The 19,337-nt window shown below is 39.5% G+C and carries 17 protein-coding genes and 1 pseudogene; 11 read left to right on the top strand and 7 right to left on the bottom strand.

The annotated features are described in order from the left end of the window. Nucleotides 1-692: 692 nt before the first annotated feature. The 7 genes from mmgD to J2S08_RS06860 all read left to right on the top strand — a co-directional run bounded on the left by mmgD (nt 693) and on the right by J2S08_RS06860 (nt 10,412). Nucleotides 693-1,811 carry a citrate synthase gene (gene mmgD, locus J2S08_RS06890; protein WP_307227959.1) on the top strand — a complete coding sequence of 373 codons (1,119 nt, stop codon included), beginning with the start codon at nt 693-695 and terminating at the stop codon, nt 1,809-1,811. Nucleotides 1,812-1,914: 103 nt separating this feature from the next. Continuing rightward, entirely contained in the window at nt 1,915-3,351 is a 1,437-nt protein-coding gene (prpD, locus tag J2S08_RS06885) for a 2-methylcitrate dehydratase (protein ID WP_307227957.1), read from the top strand. A 31-nt stretch (nt 3,352-3,382) separates the two neighbouring features. Further along, complete coding sequence (gene prpB / locus J2S08_RS06880; protein ID WP_307227955.1) at nt 3,383-4,291, top strand: methylisocitrate lyase; 909 nt, start codon at nt 3,383-3,385, stop codon at nt 4,289-4,291. Between the two features lie 128 nt (nt 4,292-4,419). Further along, complete coding sequence (locus J2S08_RS06875) at nt 4,420-6,186, top strand: sigma 54-interacting transcriptional regulator (RefSeq protein WP_307227953.1); 1,767 nt, start codon at nt 4,420-4,422, stop codon at nt 6,184-6,186. Between the two features lie 182 nt (nt 6,187-6,368). Continuing rightward, a complete protein-coding gene (locus J2S08_RS06870) occupies nt 6,369-8,069 on the top strand; it encodes an acyl-CoA dehydrogenase family protein (protein ID WP_370875643.1) in 1,701 nt (566 codons plus the stop codon). A 12-nt stretch (nt 8,070-8,081) separates the two neighbouring features. Then, nucleotides 8,082-8,966: an NAD(P)-dependent oxidoreductase gene (locus J2S08_RS06865; protein ID WP_307227949.1), complete on the top strand. Its 885-nt coding sequence runs from the start codon at nt 8,082-8,084 to the stop codon at nt 8,964-8,966. Further along, nucleotides 8,967-10,412, top strand: a complete 1,446-nt coding sequence (locus tag J2S08_RS06860; RefSeq protein ID WP_307227947.1) for a CoA-acylating methylmalonate-semialdehyde dehydrogenase — start codon at nt 8,967-8,969, stop codon at nt 10,410-10,412. 47 nt (nt 10,413-10,459) lie between these two features. On the opposite strand, the gene J2S08_RS06855 is transcribed toward J2S08_RS06860, so the two are convergent. From J2S08_RS06855 to J2S08_RS06845, 3 genes are all read right to left on the bottom strand, one after another. After that, the gene (locus tag J2S08_RS06855) at nt 10,460-11,503 is read right to left on the bottom strand and encodes an enoyl-CoA hydratase/isomerase family protein (RefSeq protein WP_307227946.1); all 1,044 of its coding nucleotides are present in this window, start codon (nt 11,501-11,503) and stop codon (nt 10,460-10,462) included. A 14-nt stretch (nt 11,504-11,517) separates the two neighbouring features. Then, on the bottom strand, nt 11,518-12,303 hold the full coding sequence (locus J2S08_RS06850; protein ID WP_307227944.1) for an enoyl-CoA hydratase-related protein: 786 nt from the start codon (nt 12,301-12,303) through the stop codon (nt 11,518-11,520). A gap of 223 nt (nt 12,304-12,526) precedes the next feature. Next, nucleotides 12,527-13,339 (bottom strand): formate/nitrite transporter family protein, encoded by an 813-nt coding sequence (locus J2S08_RS06845; RefSeq protein ID WP_307227942.1) that lies wholly within the window; start codon nt 13,337-13,339, stop codon nt 12,527-12,529. 525 nt (nt 13,340-13,864) lie between these two features. Here J2S08_RS06845 and J2S08_RS06840 point away from each other — a divergent pair. Beyond that, nucleotides 13,865-14,160, top strand: a pseudogene (locus J2S08_RS06840) (hypothetical protein); the annotation flags it as partial. 206 nt (nt 14,161-14,366) lie between these two features. Here the strand turns inward: J2S08_RS06840 and J2S08_RS06835 are convergent. Together J2S08_RS06835 and splB are read right to left on the bottom strand one after the other, a co-directional pair. Then, the gene (locus tag J2S08_RS06835; protein WP_307227940.1) at nt 14,367-14,732 is read right to left on the bottom strand and encodes a carboxymuconolactone decarboxylase family protein; all 366 of its coding nucleotides are present in this window, start codon (nt 14,730-14,732) and stop codon (nt 14,367-14,369) included. Nucleotides 14,733-14,965: 233 nt separating this feature from the next. Then, entirely contained in the window at nt 14,966-15,991 is a 1,026-nt protein-coding gene (splB, locus tag J2S08_RS06830) for a spore photoproduct lyase (RefSeq protein WP_307227938.1), read from the bottom strand. A gap of 293 nt (nt 15,992-16,284) precedes the next feature. On the opposite strand from splB, the gene J2S08_RS06825 reads away from it, so the two are divergent. After that, a complete protein-coding gene (locus J2S08_RS06825) occupies nt 16,285-16,920 on the top strand; it encodes a deoxynucleoside kinase (protein WP_307227937.1) in 636 nt (211 codons plus the stop codon). 4 nt (nt 16,921-16,924) lie between these two features. Further along, nucleotides 16,925-17,596 (top strand): deoxynucleoside kinase, encoded by a 672-nt coding sequence (locus J2S08_RS06820; protein WP_307227935.1) that lies wholly within the window; start codon nt 16,925-16,927, stop codon nt 17,594-17,596. Between the two features lie 167 nt (nt 17,597-17,763). Here the strand turns inward: J2S08_RS06820 and J2S08_RS06815 are convergent, their stop codons facing one another. After that, a complete protein-coding gene (locus tag J2S08_RS06815) occupies nt 17,764-18,408 on the bottom strand; it encodes an HD domain-containing protein (protein ID WP_307227933.1) in 645 nt (214 codons plus the stop codon). An 85-nt stretch (nt 18,409-18,493) separates the two neighbouring features. On the opposite strand from J2S08_RS06815, the gene J2S08_RS06810 reads away from it, so the two are divergent. Continuing rightward, nucleotides 18,494-18,829: a L,D-transpeptidase gene (locus J2S08_RS06810; RefSeq protein ID WP_307227931.1), complete on the top strand. Its 336-nt coding sequence runs from the start codon at nt 18,494-18,496 to the stop codon at nt 18,827-18,829. Between the two features lie 12 nt (nt 18,830-18,841). Here the strand turns inward: J2S08_RS06810 and J2S08_RS06805 are convergent, their stop codons facing one another. Continuing rightward, the gene (locus J2S08_RS06805; RefSeq protein ID WP_307227930.1) at nt 18,842-19,216 is read right to left on the bottom strand and encodes a nucleoside 2-deoxyribosyltransferase; all 375 of its coding nucleotides are present in this window, start codon (nt 19,214-19,216) and stop codon (nt 18,842-18,844) included. Nucleotides 19,217-19,337: the final 121 nt, after the last annotated feature.

Here is a 19,337-nt window from a genome sequence, read left to right as displayed (position 1 = left end):
GCAACGTCCTCGAAAAGGAAACCGCTTTTCTTCGTGCGATGTATCGCTGCCGAAGCTTTCCTTATCCTGTTGCAACGCCTTTGTGACCGACATCCTGTCGGCCCGAACCAATCGGACATTTGACTTTCAGTTATCCCCCACCTAGACTTCTTCGGATTCCTCTTACTCTTGAGGTGGGGGTCTACTGCCAGTTAGATGTGGGATAAATTGTAAAATTTACTTTACGGTGAACAACAGAATCATTCATTAGACAGGTTATTTGCAATTAATGAATGATTATTGAAAGCACAAATAATTGGAATTTTAAAAACTATTATGATATAGTTAAGAAGAAAATGGTATAGATGTAAAAATAGGTGTAGGAAATGATTGTCTCTTTTCTGCCAAAAGGAAAACATTAAAACGGAAGCTGATTTTCCATGAAGTACAGGAGAGAGCGATGATCAAGCCTGTTATGCCTATTTTGATGAGTGAACTTATTCCAATGTATTTTTTACAGCAGTAAGAAAAGATTTCTTGCTGTCTTGAATAGGTTGCTCGCACATCATGATCTACGATTTAGGAGGTGTTTCGTGCAGCGGCAAACATGACGATTGCCTATCCACTAAGGATAATGCATGCTTTCTCAACTTCCTAAGAAGTTGTTTATGAAAAAAAATATTGAAAGTGCTTACAAATTGGGGGTTGATGTTATGGGGAATGAGGAGAAATTTTTTCCAGGTCTAGATGGCGTAATCGCAGCGGAAACAAAAATATCTTTCCTTGATACAGAGCTTGGTGAAATTGTGATCCATGGCTATGATTTGATTGATCTTTCGAAGACAAAAAGCTATTTAGATATTGTTCATTTATTATTAGAAGGAGCGTTGCCTAATCACGATGAAAAAAATACTGTCGAGAAACGCTTGAAAAAAGAGTATGAAGTGCCTAATGGCGTCCTGCAGGTTTTTAAAATGCTTCCGGAACAAACACATCCAATGGATGGCTTGCGAACAGGCATTTCAGTATTAGCCGGCTATGATTCCCAGGTTGAAGACCGCACGTTTGAAATAAATAAACAGCGGGCATATCAACTTTTAGGAAAAGTACCGAATATTGTAGCGAATAGTTATCGAACGTTGAAGCAGAAACCTACGGTGCAGCCGATGTCTGAATTATCGTATAGTGCTAATTTTCTATATATGATTACTGAGAAAGTTCCATCTGAATTAGAAGAACAGATTTTCGATCAATCGCTCGTCCTCTACAGCGAGCATGAGATGCCTAATTCTACTTTTACTGCTAGAGTTATTGCCTCGACACAGTCTGATATGTATGGAGCTTTGACAGGGGCTGTTGCCTCGTTGAAAGGAAGTCTCCATGGCGGAGCAAATGAAGCGGTCATGTATATGCTGCAAGAAGCTAAAACTGTAGAAAGATTTGAAAGTTTGCTAGAGAAAAAGTTAGCGCAGAAAGAAAAAATTATGGGCTTTGGGCACCGTGTCTACATGAAGAAGATGGATCCGAGAGCACTCATCATGAAGAAAGCATTGAAACAGTTGTGTGAGAATGCAGGAGATGACCTTCTATACCAGATGTGTGAAGCTGGTGAAAAAATAATGGAGAGGGAGAAAGGTATTTACCCAAATCTAGATTACTACGCAGCACCTGTTTACTGGATGCTTGGAATTCCAATTCAACTGTACACACCGATCTTTTTCAGTGCGAGAACGGTTGGATTGTGCGCTCATGTCATTGAACAGCATGAAAACAATCGGCTATTTCGCCCTCGCGTCCATTATATCGGCGAGCGTCATGTTTACAGTGGATGAAGTACAACTGGGGAGTTGCCACTTGCAAACGCTCGCCACATAGGATGTTTACCGACACCCATTAATCATGATAAACAATTTCGGCTGAGAAAGGAAGGATAACTTGTTAAAGGTCAATGAAAAACAGAAAACAGATGTACTTTTAGAAGAAATAACAGATTATGTATTAAACAAGGAAATCACGAGTGATGAGGCTTTTGCTACTGCTCGGCATGTTTTGATCGACACATTGGGATGCGGCATTTTGGCCTTGAACTATCCAGAATGTACAAAGCTGCTCGGACCAATTGTACCTGGGACAGTAGTTCCGAATGGCGCTCGTGTTCCTGGAACTTCTTATGTTCTTGATCCAGTCCGTGCCGCTTTTAATATTGGCTGCATAATCAGATGGCTTGATTATAATGATACGTGGCTGGCGGCTGAATGGGGACACCCATCTGATAATCTCGGTGGTATTTTAGCAGTAGCCGACTATGTCAGCCGAGTGCGGATAGCAGCTGGAAAGGAACCGTTAACTGTTCACGATTGTTTAGAAGCAATGATAAAAGCCCATGAAATTCAAGGCGTATTAGCGTTAGAAAATAGTTTAAATCGCGTTGGATTGGATCATGTGCTATTTGTAAAAATAGCAACGACAGCAGTTGTGACAAAACTGCTCGGGGGCGGACGAGATGAAATTAACAATGCCCTTTCGAATGCATGGATTGACAATGCCAGCTTGCGCACGTATCGACATGCGCCGAATACAGGTTCGAGAAAATCTTGGGCTGCTGGTGATGCAACAAGCAGAGGCGTTCATCTCGCAATGATGGCAATGACAGGAGAAATGGGGTATCCTTCTGCACTGTCTGCTCCAGGATGGGGCTTTCAAGATGTATTATTTAAACAACAATCATTGAAGCTAGCACGCCCTTTAGATGCTTATGTAATGGAAAATGTCCTATTTAAAGTCTCTTATCCAGCAGAGTTTCATGCACAAACAGCTGCGGAATGTGCAGTAAAACTGCATCCACAGGTAAAAGATCGATTAGACGCAATTGATAAAATAACAATTACTACCCATGAATCAGCTATCCGAATTATTGATAAAGTTGGTCCTTTGCATAATCCAGCAGATCGTGATCACTGTCTCCAATATATTACTGCTATTGCACTTCTTAAAGGTGATATCGTTGCGGATCATTATGAAGATGAAACTGCTGCAGAACGATGGGTAGATCGTTTGCGCGGCCTTATGGAAGTTGTTGAAAACAAGCAGTACAGTGAAGATTACCTTGATCCGAACAAGCGCTCAATCGCCAATGCGGTACAGGTTCATTTCAAGGATGGAACCTCTACAGAAAAAGTAGAGTGTGAGTATCCATTGGGACATCGCTTCCGGAGAGATGAAGCAATTCCAAAAATTTGGGAGAAATTTTCTGCGAATGTAGCTACTCATTTTCCATTAAAACAACAGCAACAAATTGAAGAAGCATGTGGTGACGACAAAAAATTGGCTGCAATGACAGTAAATGAATTTGTAGATTTATTCCTTATTTAAATATATTTAGATAGAAGGGAGGAAGGTATTGATGGCTTGGATTGTTGACAAACAATCATCGCAAGCAGAGCTTGCCGCACGCTTTCAGGCATTGATGACTGCTCCGGAAATCTTACAAATTCCAGGAGCACACGATGCAATGGCTGCACTTGTTGCAAAGCAAGCAGGATTTTCTGCTCTTTACCTTTCTGGAGCTGCCTATACGGCAAGCCGCGGACTGCCCGATTTAGGTATTGTCACCTCGACTGAGGCTGCTGAACGGGCGCGCGACCTTGTACGTGCAACGGACTTGCCGGTGCTTGTAGACATTGATACTGGGTTTGGAGGCGTATTAAATGTTGCACGCACCGCCCGCGAAATGGTTGAAGCAAATGTTGCTGCTGTACAAATAGAAGATCAGCAGCTGCCTAAAAAATGCGGACATTTAAATGGCAAACAACTCGTTTCTACGACAGAAATGGTACAAAAGATTCAAACAATCAAACAAGTAGCACCATCTCTCATTGTCGTTGCACGAACTGATGCCCGTGCCGTTGAAGGCTTAGAAAAGGCGGTTGAAAGGGCTCAAGCATACAAGGAAGCAGGAGCAGATGCAATTTTCCCAGAAGCACTGCAATCGGAAACAGAGTTTGAACACTTTGCCCAAACAATTGACATTCCTTTGCTTGCAAATATGACTGAATTTGGTAAAACTCCTTATTATCATGCAGCTGATTTTGCAAAAATGGGCTTTCAAATGGTCATTTATCCTGTTACTTCCCTGCGAGTAGCAGCTAAGGCTTACGAGCGAATATTCAAGCTTATTAAAGAGGAAGGTTCACAGCAAGATGGACTCTCCGATATGCAAACTCGAAGTGAACTATATGATACAATCAGCTATGATGCATTTGAAAATTTGGATCAGTCGATAGCAAAAACCGTATTATCAAAAGGTCAGTAAAGGAGAAAGGCGATGTATTCATCTGCTATTAGCAGCCAGAATCATCGCTTTTTCCAACTATTATTCTTTGACCTTTCGGAAAATTATTTGCATCTAACGATTTTCTTTAGAAGGGGATGAAATCAATAATGAATGAAGCTATTGGATTTTGGGCGCAGAGCGATGCAATAACGCTGACAAAAGGCGAATCGATTCAAGACGCTTTATCAAAGCTGGCTGAATCAGAGTCTTCTGAGCTTCCTGTAGTAGAAAATAAGCGCTTTCTTGGTGTTGTAAAGCTACATGATTGTATTCAATGGTTAACGAAAGGTTTAAAATGGCACGAACCACTCTCCACTCTTATTACTCCTACTTCTAGAACAGTACATGCTCATTTTTCCTTACAGGAACTTCATGAATGGCCCCTGTATGTCATTGACAAAACAACTGATACCTTCGCAGGGGTATTTGGCAAAAAAGAACTACAGGCATACCATCGTGCCTTACAACAAACTTTAGCGCAAAAAAATCGACAGCTTGAATGGTATCAATTATGCTTCGATACTGCTTATGAGGGATTGGCAGTAGTGGATGAGAACGGCGTAATCCAAATGTTTAATGAAACATATAGCCGTTTTGTAGAGGTGACAAAAGAAGAAGCAATCGGACTGCCAGTGGAAAAAGTGATTGAAAATACACGTCTTCCTGTCGTGTTAAAAACAGGTATTCCAGAACAAAATCAAATTCATCAACTTCAAGGGCAAAGAATGATTGTTCACCGGCTTCCTATTTGGAAAAATGGCGAAGTGATCGGAGCTGTAGGAATGTTAACTTACGAAGGATTATCTGAAATATATCGAATGATGGAAAAGATTGAGCAATTAAATATTACATATAAACAAGAAAAAAAGCTAGCAGCTAAAAAAGATGGATTCGGACAAATGGTTGGTTTAGAAGAAATTATAGGTGAAAGCCAAGCAATTGCTCGATCGAAAAAAATAGCCCGAAGAGCGGCACAATCAAAGGCAGCTGTTCTCATTACAGGAGAAAGCGGAGTTGGAAAAGAGCTGTTTGCTCGTGCGATCCATGAGATGGGAGAAGGGAAAAATGGTCATTTTATTGCGCTTAATTGTGCTGCTATTCCAGAAAATCTATTAGAGTCAGAATTATTTGGCTACGCAGAGGGCGCTTTTACAGGATCAAAAAAAGAAGGAAAGCCAGGTAAATTTGAGCTAGCTCATAATGGGACTTTATTCCTTGATGAGATTGGTGATATGCCGCTTTCAACCCAAGTGAAGATATTACGCGTACTGCAAGAAAAAGAAGTAGAACGAGTTGGGGGAACGAAGCCGATCCCTGTTCATTTTCGATTAATTGCAGCAACTAATCAACCGTTAAAGCAGCTAGTAAAGGAAGGAAAGTTTAGAGAAGATCTTTACTATCGCCTTTATGTTATTCCATTGCACATCCCGCCGCTTCGCCAGCGCAAAGAAGATATCCCAGTCATTATTGCACATCTTATACCAAAACTTTGCAAAAAATATCAAATACGAGAAAAAACGATAGACAAAGAGGTAATGAGGCTCTTTTTACAATATGATTGGCCAGGGAATGTTCGAGAATTAATTAATTTGCTAGAAAGGCTATTTGCATTAGTAGATCGAACACATTTACAAAAAAGCGATTTGCCAGAAGAATTTTTAATCAAAAAAGAAATGCCTGTCTACCCAGTCTATCAAAAGTTGCATGATCGTAACGAAGCGCTTCGGCTCATACAAAATGAAGAGGAGAGAGGATTAATCGAAAATGTGTTGAAAGAAGTAAAAGGAAACAAATCAAAGGCTGCTAAGAAACTCGGAATCTCAAGAGCTACACTTTATAATAAGCTTTCTCGTTTTAATGAATCATTACATTGATACAGTGAAATTCCATGAGGCACTGATATGTAAAACTGTCTATACAGTAAGACACTTTTTCCTATCGTAAAGTTTGTCAACGCCTTGCTGATTCTCGTCTTTCCTTAATAACAATTGGCATGCTTCTTGCAATTATATTCCCATGACAGATGGATCATGGTAAAAAGATAGGGGGAATGAGAATGAAGCAAACATCCGTTCAACATCACACTTTTTTTTCACGTTGTTCCAGCAGTGGGGAGGTATTTATACCAGAAGATTTTTCTAATGAGGAAACGCTTATCGCGAAAACAACAGATCAGTTTGTGAGACAAGAGATTCTGCCTCTTATCGAGGAGACAGATGACAACCGTCGGCAAATGGTGCGCAGTCTGTTTGAAAAAGCTGGAGAGCTTGGATTACTAGGAATTGAGATTCCAGAAAAGTATGGCGGCTTTTCATTGGGGAAAAAAGTTTCTGGTCTTGTTGCTGAAAAAATTGGCTTTGGCGGCATCTTTAGCGTTTCTTATAATATTCATGTAGGTGTAGGTACACTTCCGTATGTTTATTTTGGAACAGAGAGTCAAAAGCAAACATATTTGCCGAAGCTGCTTACCGGTGAATGGATCGGCGCTTATGCATTAACGGAACCTAATGCTGGTTCTGATGCACTTCATTGCCAGACGCGGGCGGTGTTGAATGAATCAGGAACAGCATGGCTTCTTAATGGAGAAAAACAATGGATAACAAATGCACATTTAGCAGATGTATATGTTGTGTTTGCAAGAACCAAGGAAGGGATCACTGCTTTTATCGTAGAGCGCAGCTATGAAGGCGTATCCGTCGGATCGGAAGAGAAAAAAATGGGCATTCATGATTCTTCTACAGCGACGCTCATTTTAGAAGATGTAGAAATACCAGTCGAAAATGTGCTTGGTGAGGTTGGAAAAGGACATCGCGTTGCTTTGCATATTTTAAATATGGCACGTTTGAAGCTTGCATTTTCTAATATTGGTGCATCGAAACGAGCGCTGCAGCTCGCTGTTCAGTATGGTAAAGAACGAAAACAGTTTCAAACGGCTTTAGTAGATTTCACGATGATTCAAGAGAAAATTGCAAATATGGTAGTTTTGATTTATGGTGCAGAAAGTGCAGCATATCGCACTGCATCTCTTATCGATGAGGAACTTCTTGACGTAGAAACTGGTAATGAACTGATGACAAAGATGTCTCCGTTTGTCATTGATTGTGCTTTAAACAAAGTGAATTGTTCGGAAGTGCTTGATTATATTGTAGATGAGGCAGTGCAAATTCATGGCGGCTATGGCTATATGCAGGAGTACGAAGTAGAACGTCTATATCGTGATGCGAGGATTAATCGTATTTTTGAAGGAACAAACGAAATCAATCGTTTAACGATTGCTAAAATGCTGCTCCAAATGAAACCGCCTCTTTCAGGTGAAAATCGACAGCCAAATGGGCGCAATGATCACTATATACAACAAGCAAAACAAATACTTAAACAATCATTGAAAGCGATTTCGCATTTTGATAGACAAAAACTTGAAAATGAACAAGAATATGCAAGACTTCTAGCAGATATGGTTAAAAATATAAATGTGATGGAATCAGCATTTTTACGAACCAAAAAAATCATTGCTGCTAATGGCGCCGATCATGCCTCCTTAAAAAGTTTGATGACAGATGTGCTTTGTGAAGAGGGTTATCGCCAAGTGCAAGCTGCTGGAATTTCGCTGTTGTCAGCAGCAATCACTGATCAAGAACAAAGAAGAATGGAGCTTGATGCCATTCAGCATCTTACAGTACCGATTTATACAAATCTATTTAAGAAAAAGCGTGAGATTGCAAAGGCTATTACAGAAACTGCACGTTATAGAAGTTAGGGGGAGATAAAATTGGAAAAGATCGGTTTTATTGGCTTGGGAAATATGGGACTTCCTATGGCTAAAAATTTAGTAGAATCAAAGTTTATTGTATATGGGATGGATGTAAATAAAGAAGCGGAAAAGGCATTGCAAGCGGCTGGAGGAAAAACAGGCTATTCACTCCATGAGTTGACTGCAAACTGTTCGCTTATCTTTACTAGTCTCCCGTCCAATGATGCCGTTAAAGCAGTGTATACTGGAGAAGGTGGCTTGCTGCATCATTGTCGCTCAAATACGATTCTTGTTGACACAAGTACTGTTTCACCTGCACTCAATAAAACAATTGATGAGGAGGCAAAACAGAAAGGCATTGCTTTTTTAGCTGCTCCTGTCAGCGGAGGTGTTATTGGTGCGGTGAATAGAACACTTACGTTTATGATTGGTGGTTCCAAAACTGCTTATGAAAAAGCGTTGCCTGTTATTCAAACACTTGGTGGGAATATTTTCCATGTAGAGGAACGAATTGAAAGCGGAACAATTGTGAAGCTTATCAACAATTTACTGATTGGATTTTATACTGCTGGGGTAAGTGAGGCCCTTACACTAGCGAAGGAAAGCGGAATAGATCTCAACTACCTATTTGAAATGTTGAATGTAAGTTATGGCCAAAGCCGCATTTATGAACGCAATTATAAAAGTTTTATCGCGCAGGATGATTATGAGCCCGGCTTTGCTTTAAAGCTGTTAAGAAAGGATCTTGGTTTTGCTTTAGAACTAGCAAACGAAAATCAAGTAAATCTGCCAATCAGCAATACATTATTTGCTGCTTATCAAGCGGCAGAACAGGAAGGGCTAGGAGAAAAAGATATGGCAGTCTTCTACGAACGAGTAAACGAAAAGAAGGGAGTATATTAAATGCAGCAAATAAAAAATTGGATAAACGGAGAATGGATAGAAATGCGAGATGTGGAGCAAGAAATGGTACCTAATCCAGCGACAGGAGAGACAATCGCATCTGTTCCCCTTTCGACAGCAAAAGAAGTAGACGAAGCAGTAGCAGTTGCTCATCATGCTTATGAAACATGGTGCACCGTTCCTGTTCCGAATCGCGCCCGCCTTTTACAACAATATTTACACTTGCTGGTTGCAAATAAGGAAGAATTGGCACAAATTATTACGATGGAAAATGGGAAAACCTTAACAGATGCACGGGGAGAAGTACAACGTGGGATTGAAGTAGTAGAACTTGCAACGGCAGCTCCTACTTTGATGATGGGTGAAGCATTGCCTGGGATTGCAACAGGCATTGACGGCTCCATTTGGCGCTACCCACTTGGTGTTGTTGCCGGTATTACGCCTTTTAATTTTCCAATGATGGTTCCCCTTTGGATGTTTCCACTTGCGATTGCTTGCGGCAATACGTTTGTATTAAAACCGTCTGAGCGCACGCCGATCCTTGCTGGCAAGCTTGTCGAATTGTTTCATGAAGCTGGGTTTCCAAAAGGTGTATTAAACCTTGTTCATGGAGGAAAGGAAGTTGTGAACCGTTTTTTAACAAATCCAACTATTCAAGCTGTTTCTTTTGTCGGTTCTGAGCCAGTTGCAAAGTATGTATATGAAACAGCAACGGCAAATGGAAAGCGAGTTCAAGCTCTAGCTGGTGCGAAAAATCATGCGATCGTTATGCCTGATTGTCATTTAGAAAAGACTGTTCAAGGTGTCATTGGCGCTGCTTTTGGCAGCAGTGGAGAACGCTGCATGGCTTGTTCAGTTGTCGCAGTTGTCGATGAAATTGCTGATGCATTCCTCGAGCTGCTTGTAGCTGAAACACGCAAGCTAAAAGTAGGGGATGGGCGTTTTGAAGAGAATTTTGTCGGGCCTTTAATTCGCGCATCGCATAAGGAGAGGGTACTTCAATATATTGATAGCGGCATTGCTGATGGTGCTACACTGCTTGTTGATGGGCGCAAATTGGATGACGGGCTTGGAGATGGCTACTACTTAGGAGCAACGATATTTGATCATGTTGATCCTAAGATGAAGATTTGGCAAGAAGAAATATTTGCACCTGTTCTAAGCATTGTCCGTGTAAAAGATTTAGATGAAGGGATTTCATTAACGAATCAATCTCGATTTGCAAATGGCGCTGTTATCTACACAGCAAGCGGCAAGCACGTTCAGCAATTTCGAGATAAAATTGACGCAGGAATGATAGGTGTGAATGTGAATGTACCAGCACCAATGGCATTCTTTAGCTTTGCCGGCAATAAAGCTTCCTTCTTTGGGGATTTAGGCACTAATGGGAAAGATGGTGTACAATTTTATACCCGCAAGAAAGTTGTAACAGAACGCTGGTTTTAATAATAAACAGCCTAATCCTATATAAGGATTAGGCTGTTTATTTATGTTCATCCATTAAAAAAACGTTGAACTAATTCTGGCGAAACATCTGCTAAGCTTTTATATTTGTATTGCGGATTCCGATCCTTATCAATAAGAACTGAGCGAACACCTTCATAAAAATCGTCATGTAGAAGAAAGTTTTTCGCAAGCACTAAATCGACTGCAAGGCATTCCTCTAACGATTTGTCTTCACCATTTTGCAATTGCTGCAGCGCTACCTTCAAAGATACTGGTGCTTTTGAGAGAAGAAGATCCTTTGTTTCTACAGCGAATACACTTTGATCTTTTTCAAGAGATGAGATGATTTCTTCCACTGACTGATGCGAAAAATGCTCATCAATGGAAGTTTGTAAACCGGCAAGCTCACTTTCTGCTGAAGGAGAAGCAGCAAAGGAAGCGATTAAAGATTCAAGTTTAGCATCTACGTCCGATTGGAGCCAATTGACTTCTTCAAGGCGGGTCAGAAACTGGTTCATTTTTTTCTGTTCCATATAGATGTCTGCTCCTTTTATGTACAGAACATCTGCCGCTTTAATAATAGAGGCAGTCAACGCTAGATAACGGCCTGTAAAACCAGGAGCTCTGTTTAAAAAGAAAGCCGCACCGACATCTGGGAAAAATCCGATATTCATTTCTGGCATTGCCCATTTTGTCCGCTCAGTAACAATGCGGTGGCTTGCACCATATGTAAGGCCAACACCGCCGCCCATCACAATTCCATCTAAACAAGCAATAATCGGTTTTGGAAACTGGGCAATTGCAAGGTCTGTTTGATATTCTTCGGTAAAAAATTGTCGTGCTTTTTCTGCGCTTGCGCCTTGGTTACGTGCTTCATAAAGTGTTTTAATATCACCGCCAGCACACAAGCCTTTATCGCCAGCACCTTTTATGACAACAACTTTAATGTTGTCATTTTCTTTCCATTCCGTTAATGTTTTTCTAATGTCTTTTACCATTTTATAGGAAAGAGAATTAAGTACTTGAGGGCGGTTTAATATAATGATTGCTACACCATTTTCATTGATCTCAATGAGGATTTCATTAGACATATTTTCCACACCCCTTATGAATGTTTGAACGATGGTTGCCGCTTTTCAATAAAGGCGTTGATGCCCTCTTTTGCATCATCGGTTAAAAAGAGTTCGCCAAAGTATTGTCGTTCACGCTCAAGTCCTGTTTCCAGCGATTCTTTGCTTCCCATTGTAATACATTCGATAACTCTCGTTACACTTGTCATACTTTTCCCATCAATAAATGATTTAGCAAGAGAAATAGCAGTAGGAAGAAGTTCTTCCTTAGAAACAACTTGCTGTACAATACCTAATTGAGCTGCTTCTGTTCCACTAAGCTGCTTGCTTTGTAATATAAGTTCTAAGGCTGTTGCTGGACTTGTTATTCGACTAAGCCGCTGCGTACCACCAAAGGAAGGAAGCAACCCGAGCTTTAATTCAGGGAGACCGAGGATCGCATCAGGCGCTGCAATTCTGTAATGGCAACCCATTGCTAATTCCATGCCTCCACCAAGACAAGGGCCGTTAATCGCTGCAATGACTGGTTTTTTCATTGCTTCAATTTCATTACAAAGTGCTTGGCCTGCCGCAGCCATTTCCATCCCTTTTTTTTCATTTCCTAATGCATCTACAAATTCTTTTATATCAGCTCCAGCAACAAAAAAACGGCCTGCACCAGTTAACACAATTGCTCTCGTTTCCTTATCCACCGCTAAATCACAAAACACATTTCGTAATTCTGCAATACAAGCACTTGATAATGTATTTGCTGGTGGGTTATTAATTTGTACTGTTGCAATATAGTTTTCTTTCGTTACGTTTATTCGCTGTTCTCCCATTTTCAGTTCCTCCTTAGATACAATGTTTACACATGTACTACCTTAAATATCAATGCAAATTCTATGCCAGCCGGAAAATACGGCATCTTAGAGAGAATTGAAGTGTCTATGTGTATAATTGTATAGACAGTTTGACAGTTTTTAAAAACGTGAAAAATGTTACAAATTCTATATGATTTTTTCTTCTATAAAAGCTCTCTTTTCGTATTTTCGCTGAATGCTTTTAAGCGGATGCAGACGGCTTCTTTACATTCATTTCAGTTTGCGGCTGTGGATGTTGTCGATAGGCTAAAAAATATGGTAGAGCAACAAAGATAACACCGCCTACTAAATTTCCTAAAAAGACGACGATCATATTTGGAAAGAATTCCATCCATGTTGCCTGCCCTGCAAAGATGGCTGCTGGAATGACAAACATATTGGCGACAACGTGCTGGAACCCAATCGCAACAAAAGTCATCACAGGGAACCAAATGCCGATAACCTTGCCAGTAAAATCTTTGCTAGCTAAGCTCAACCAATAAGCCAAGCCAACGAGCCAGTTACAGCCGATTCCAGAAATAAATGCTTTGAAGAAGGGATCGTTTAATTTCGCTTGCGCAATCGCAACGGTTTTTGTTAAGAATTTCCCTTCTGTTAAGCCAACGATGTGTCCGAAGAAGTAAGCTACGAATAGTGCTCCAAGAAAATTAAAACATGTAACAAGCGTTATATTTTTCACTAGCTTAGGGAAAGCAACCTTTTTAGCAAAGCATGCCATTGATACAGCCATCATATTGCTAGTAACCAATTCACCGCCAGCAAGAATAACTAAAATAAGACCAATTGGGAAAACGGCTGCCCCTAGAAAATGTGCAATCCCTCCCCAAGATTCTGGAGCTGCTGCAACTACGTGGATATCAAGCAAATATCCTAATGCTACAAAAGCTCCTCCAAAAGTGCCAAGAATAAATATCGATAATAATGGCAGTTGCGCTTTTTTTTGTCCTGATTTGGCGGCCAATTGAGCAATTTCTTGTGGTGTATAAATAGACATGATAATCCCTCCAGTTAATGTCACTAATAAGAAAACAGGCGTTTTCTTTATCTATCCTTATCAATGAACAAGAACGAGCAGACATCCCCCTTTGTTGCTACCTCGCAATGAGATGAGGGTCGTACTGCCCGTTCTTGGGAGATAATCATGCTAGTTCATGACATATGTTGTTTCGTACAAGGAAAAAATAAAATGTTCTATTTGTGAAGTAGTGAACATATACTATCTTACATAACTACAATGAATTTGTCAATTCATGGAAGAATATTCTGACATCGGAGGAGGAATATCCTATCAGCTGATAAATCTAGTTAAAGGGGCTCCTTCTAGAAAAAAAGAACCGTATTTTAAAAGATCAGCTGGGGCAAAACATCTATTTCAGCCCGGCTATTTTTTCTGCTTTCTTGAGCCAGATTATAGGCAACAAAATTCCTATAAATGTTTTTGTGTGATTAGTCGTGAGGTAAAGCGGATCGGTATGTCCGTAAATCATTTTCTTTAACATCTTAGGATGCAATCGTTATGTCTTTCAAAAGTTCTCGTCGATCCAACAGCGAACAGGCCAGTATTACGGTAGGCGTTGAACATGATTCTGCTTGGAGCAGAAGGCGAATATCGTGGAGCTGCCCCTCTTTTCGAGGTTTTTAAGGTACGCAACGCAATGAAGCAAGAAGGGGAAAATGTTTGGTGAAGCACATCTTTACTTCGGATGTAGGAACGAATCTGATTTTATTTATCGAGAAGAGTTTGAACAAGATGAAAGAGTCGGCATCGTTACTCTTTACACTGCTTTTTCCCGTGTAGAAGGAACAGCCAAAACAAATGACATTTTTTCAAAAAATATAGAAAAGCAGTGTCAAAAGTGCCGTTATTTGACGACCCTTTTGACGCTGTTCTTTTTGCCAGGCAATATAAAATATGCGAAACAACTTGATTTTTTTAGAAAAGATCAAGAACATCTATTTGCAACATTTATTCCGATATTCCAAAATAAAGTGGAAAGACGGCCGCTGATGGGGTGAATGAGTTAATGTTTCTGTTTTTTATGCTGAAGTTCCTCTATTGTCTGTTGAACGAGCGTAACAGCTTGACTCATTGCGGCTCCACCGCCGAAAGCTCCTGTAACACCAATTGCTTCTAAGATTTCCTCTTCGGAACATCCTTCATCCAAACAAGCATTCGTATGGTAAATAATACAATATTCATCTTGTGAATAAATACTTATCCCTAACGCGATTAATTGCTTCTGTTTTTGGCTTAAATGACCTTCTTCAAAGCAAGCCTTCGTAAATGCATGAAAAGCTTCCCCAATATGCGGCATTTTAGTTGTAAAAAGCCCCATGCCTTCCTTATACTCATGTATTGCCAACTCAGCAAAATTTTCTGTTTCCATTTATAAATCACTCCTTTAAATTGGTTGTTCAACGCAACTAAAACCTCGTTTTTTAAGTCTTTATCCCACATTACTGGTCAACCGAAACCAATGGAACATAGGTCACAAAAGTGCTGCAATAGGATGATGAGAGTATAGGCAGCAATACATGCGCGACGAAAAAGCGATTTCCTTTTTCGAGGATGCTCTCGATTTTAGCCTTTGTCTACTTCTTATTAGTGTGGGATGTATTCCTAAGTAAAATATTCAATAGTAGCTCCTGGAAAGAAAGCATGTATGTAACCCTCGATCGTTTCACGCAATTCTTGAGCTTGGTCATTTTGGTATACATACTTGCCGATTCCATAGCGTCCCCATTTATATTTTCTTTCCTCCTCATTCATTTCCAGCTTCGACTTTGGATATCTTTTTTCAATGACTCTCTTTGCTGGTTTTGTAAAGCGATGCTGAATGAGCTCAAAGGTGATATTATTTTTCTTTGCTGTTGAAAAGGCTGCTTCTAATTCAAGAAAAAGTTCTTTATATTCCATCTGCCAATTCTCATAGATATAAAGAGGTGCTAACACAAAGCCTAACGGGTAGCCAGCGTTGTGTACTTTGACTGCTGCTTGTATTCTTTCAGTCATTGTAGAGGTTCCAGCTTCAAAGTATTTCTTTACATAGGCAGAATTAAGGCTAAAACGAAATCTCGTGTTGCCATTATGCTTCGCATCAAGCAAGTGATCGACATGCTCGTATTTCGTTGTAAAGCGGAGACGGCCGAGCTCTGTTGCACCAAAAAATTCTATCGCTTTCTTTAAAGAATGGGTTAAATGATCAATTCCGACAATATCGGATGTACACGATGCTTCAAAACGGGTTATTTCTGGGCTGCGTTCCTTTATATAATGATTCGTTTGTTCAAAAATCTCTTCCAAGTTGACATACGTTCTAATGTATGGTTTTGCCCCTAAAGTTGTTTGTAAATAACAATAATGGCAGTGCCCCATACAACCAGTTGCCAATGGAATCGCATATTCTGCTGAAGGTTTGGATGTGTCGAATTTCAGTGTCTTTCTTACTCCAATCACCATTGTTGATTTAGCAATACGATACTTTTGCAGTTCATGTTCACCTGGTAAATTTCTAATTTGATTATGTGAAGTCGTTTCACGAATTTCTATGTTCATTTTTTGAAATTTTTCAAGTAATTCTTTTCCTAAAGGATAAGCCAGTGCACGCGGTTCAATATAAACGAGTTGTGGAACAAATGGCTTCAATGGCAAATTCACCTCTTCAATAATATTTCCTAGGAGGTAAAGAAATACTCTAAAACAATGGTACTTTTTTGGGTAAATATATCCATATATCACTGCATTGCCATGCTCTTTTTTCGTTGCATATTTGTGGATATTTTGCTCATCCAGCTGTACTTTTTATGGTAAAATATCAATGATCACTTTGTAGAATCTATCTGTTATGTTCATATTAGTGTGCGAAGACTTTTGCATAGGCACTTTTTAAACCTATATAGAGGAAAGTTTCAGATGAAAAGAGAGGGAGGTGCCAAGCGATGACAACGATTCCTTTTATTACTGTTGAGGGGCCGATCGGCGTTGGAAAAACAGCCCTTGCGACCATATTATCCAAACATTTTGGATATCACTTATTACAAGAAATTGTCGATGAAAATCCTTTTCTAGATAAATTTTATGAAAACATTGATGAGTGGAGCTTCCAAACAGAAATGTTTTTTCTTTGCAATCGGTACAAGCAATTACGTGATTTAAAGCAACATGTTTTGGCACAAAATAAGGGTGTTGTCGCTGACTATCATATTTTCAAAAATTTGCTTTTTGCAAAACGAACGTTAGAGATGGAAGAGTATAGGAAGTACTTGCAGATTTATGAGATTTTAACAGCCGACTTGCCTAGCCCAAATTTAATTGTCTATCTTTATGCGAGTATAGATACTTTGCAAGAACGGATTGCTTTACGAGGCAGAGAATTTGAGAAGGATATGAACCCACATTATTTAGAGCAATTATCAGCAGATTATGAAACGTTTTTTACTAATTTTTCTAAAAAAGAGCCGGCAGTTCCAGTTGTGCACTTTAATGGAGATGAGCTTGATTTTGTTCAAAACAAGTGTGATTTGCAAAAAGTGATTGCATCGATTGAAGCAGCATTAGATAAAAGGAGTACGTGAAGCAATGAACCTTCGTGAAACATATAACATTCCAAAGCATGCGGTCATTACGATTGCTGGAACAGTTGGAGTTGGCAAATCCACAATGACAAAATGTCTTGCAAAAGCATTGGATTTTCGAACATCTTTTGAGAAAGTGGACGAAAATCCTTATTTAGATAAATTTTATCAAGACTTTACAAAATGGAGTTTCCATTTGCAAATCTATTTTCTTGCAGAGCGTTTTAAAGAACAAAAGCGTATATTTGAATATGGTGGCGGTTTTGTCCAAGACCGTTCCATTTATGAAGATACGGGCATATTTGCTCGCATGCATGTAGAAAAAGGCACGATGTCTAAAGTTGATTATGATACATACAGCAATCTATTTGAAGCAATGGTCATGACGCCATATTTTCCGCATCCAGATCTTCTTATTTATTTAGAAGGATCATTAGATGTGATCATAAAGCGCATCCAAGAGCGAGGAAGACCGATGGAACAAGCAACGCCAAGCGCCTATTGGGAAGAAATGTATAACCGCTATGAAAAATGGATCAATTCTTTTAACGCTTGTCCAGTCTTACGATTAAATATTCAAGACTATGATTTAATGAAAAATGAACAAGATATTGAACCGATCATCGAAAAAATTGGCTATTTTCTTACACAGTCAGAGAAACTAAGAAAAAAGTAAAATAGGTCTGTCCATGTCTAGTGGACAGACCTTTATTTTTGCGATTTTTCGGATGTAGGTAGTAGCAACTTTCTTCGGCTTATATTTCCTTAGCTTTAGAATAAATAAAAAGAAGATAGCTATATATTGCATTGTTTAGAATATGTAACAGCCAATTTTTTTGCAGCTCATTTACCTTCCCATTCGTTAAAAAAATCCTCTAGAAAGCTTTCCATACGTTGATGTCTTTCGGCTGCGACTTTTTTTGCATAATCTGTATTCATCAAGTCTTTTAGCTTTAACAGTTTTTCATAAAAGTGATGAATGGCTGTTGAATTTCTTTTTCGGTATGCTTCTTTTGTGATTGTTGTTTTCAGCTCAATTTGAGGATCATAGATGAGTTGTTTATTTGCACCGGCAAAGGCGAATGTTCGAGCAATGCCGATGGCGCCGATTGCATCGAGACGATCAGCATCTTGAACCACTTTTGCTTCCAACGATTCAACTGGAAGTTCTTCGCCGCCCTTAAAGGAGATAGTAGCAATAATTGTCATGATTTGTACTTTAACAGCTGCTTCCAGCTGAAAAGGTTCCAACCATTTTTCAACCTTTTGCAAGCCTGCCTCTTCACTTTCATTCAATTTTTCATCTGCAATATCGTGAAGCAATGCTGCCATTTCACAGATAAAAAGATCTGCTCCTTCTTTAAGGGCAATGGTTTTTGCCATTTTCGCTACTCGGACGATATGCCACCAATCGTGACCGCTTGCCTCCTCATTTAATTCTTGAAAAACAAACTGTTTCGTTTTTAAAATAACAACTTCTTTTTGCAAATTGATCAATCCTTTCCTTGCCGCCGAAATTCAATTTTCACTTCATCATATATTCTACATAAAATACGCTAGGGAGGTGGTTTGTTTGGCATATACAATTGATGTTTCTGTCTTAAAGCATACGTTGACGCTTTTGAAAGATGGGCGTGTAGTAAAGCAATATCCAATCGGTGTTGGAAAAATGCTAACCCCGACTCCAGTTGGAACCTATACAATAGTAAATAAAGCGCCTAATCCTGGAGGACCATTTGGGGTCATGTGGATGGGGCTTTCTAAACCACATTATGGAATCCATGGAACAAATCGTCCTTCATCAATTGGAAAAGACGTTTCCCGTGGATGTATACGGATGTATAACAAGGATGTTTTAGAACTCTCTAAACTTGTACCAATTGGGACGCCAGTGCATATTCATCCATAAAGGGATGGATCATCATAAAGTGATATGAGCATGCTTTTTTTCAAGTATGATCACTTCGTCAAGAAATGTTTCCATTGTTCCGACAAATGCTGTTACTTTTTCAAGATGATAAAAAGTAGAAGTTTTTTCAAAGTCATAGATATCTTGATCAGGAGAGTAAAGATATATTCTTTTTCCAAGTCCGAGCGCAATTCCGTATTCAATGTGGCTGCCTTTCCCAGCCGGCAACATCATGATAAAGAAATCTGATTGTTTCACTGCATTTTTTTCTTTTTCTCCGACTGTACGAAGATCTTTTAAACTTTTAAGTCTATCGTTTTTTGTCCAATCATATGTATGTTCAAAGCCATTGAGTTTAAAAAATTCCGCCATTTTTTTAACAGACACTTTATCCCACATCTAACTGGCAGTAAGACCCCCATCTCAAAAGTAAGAGGAATCGAAGAAGTCTAGGTGGGGATAACTGCCAGTAAATGTCCGATTGGTTCAACTAACCATGAGTAGGGGA

Source organism: Bacillus chungangensis (assembly GCF_030812995.1).
Lineage (GTDB): Bacteria > Bacillota > Bacilli > Bacillales > Bacillaceae_C > Bacillus_CF > Bacillus_CF chungangensis.
The sequence above is the reverse complement of the archived record's forward strand: the minus strand, read 5'-3'. Positions and strand labels throughout refer to the sequence as shown.

Coding starts and splice junctions, on each gene's coding strand:
- mmgD (WP_307227959.1), top strand. CDS start 693: ATGGGGAATGAGGAGAAATTTTTTCCAGGTCTAGATGGCGTAATCGCA.
- prpB (WP_307227955.1), top strand. CDS start 3,383: ATGGCTTGGATTGTTGACAAACAATCATCGCAAGCAGAGCTTGCCGCA.
- J2S08_RS06875 (WP_307227953.1), top strand. CDS start 4,420: ATGAATGAAGCTATTGGATTTTGGGCGCAGAGCGATGCAATAACGCTG.
- J2S08_RS06870 (WP_370875643.1), top strand. CDS start 6,369: ATGAAGCAAACATCCGTTCAACATCACACTTTTTTTTCACGTTGTTCC.
- J2S08_RS06860 (WP_307227947.1), top strand. CDS start 8,967: ATGCAGCAAATAAAAAATTGGATAAACGGAGAATGGATAGAAATGCGA.
- J2S08_RS06855 (WP_307227946.1), bottom strand. CDS start 11,503: ATGTCTAATGAAATCCTCATTGAGATCAATGAAAATGGTGTAGCAATC.
- J2S08_RS06850 (WP_307227944.1), bottom strand. CDS start 12,303: ATGGGAGAACAGCGAATAAACGTAACGAAAGAAAACTATATTGCAACA.
- J2S08_RS06845 (WP_307227942.1), bottom strand. CDS start 13,339: ATGTCTATTTATACACCACAAGAAATTGCTCAATTGGCCGCCAAATCA.
- J2S08_RS06835 (WP_307227940.1), bottom strand. CDS start 14,732: ATGGAAACAGAAAATTTTGCTGAGTTGGCAATACATGAGTATAAGGAA.
- J2S08_RS06825 (WP_307227937.1), top strand. CDS start 16,285: ATGACAACGATTCCTTTTATTACTGTTGAGGGGCCGATCGGCGTTGGA.
- J2S08_RS06820 (WP_307227935.1), top strand. CDS start 16,925: ATGAACCTTCGTGAAACATATAACATTCCAAAGCATGCGGTCATTACG.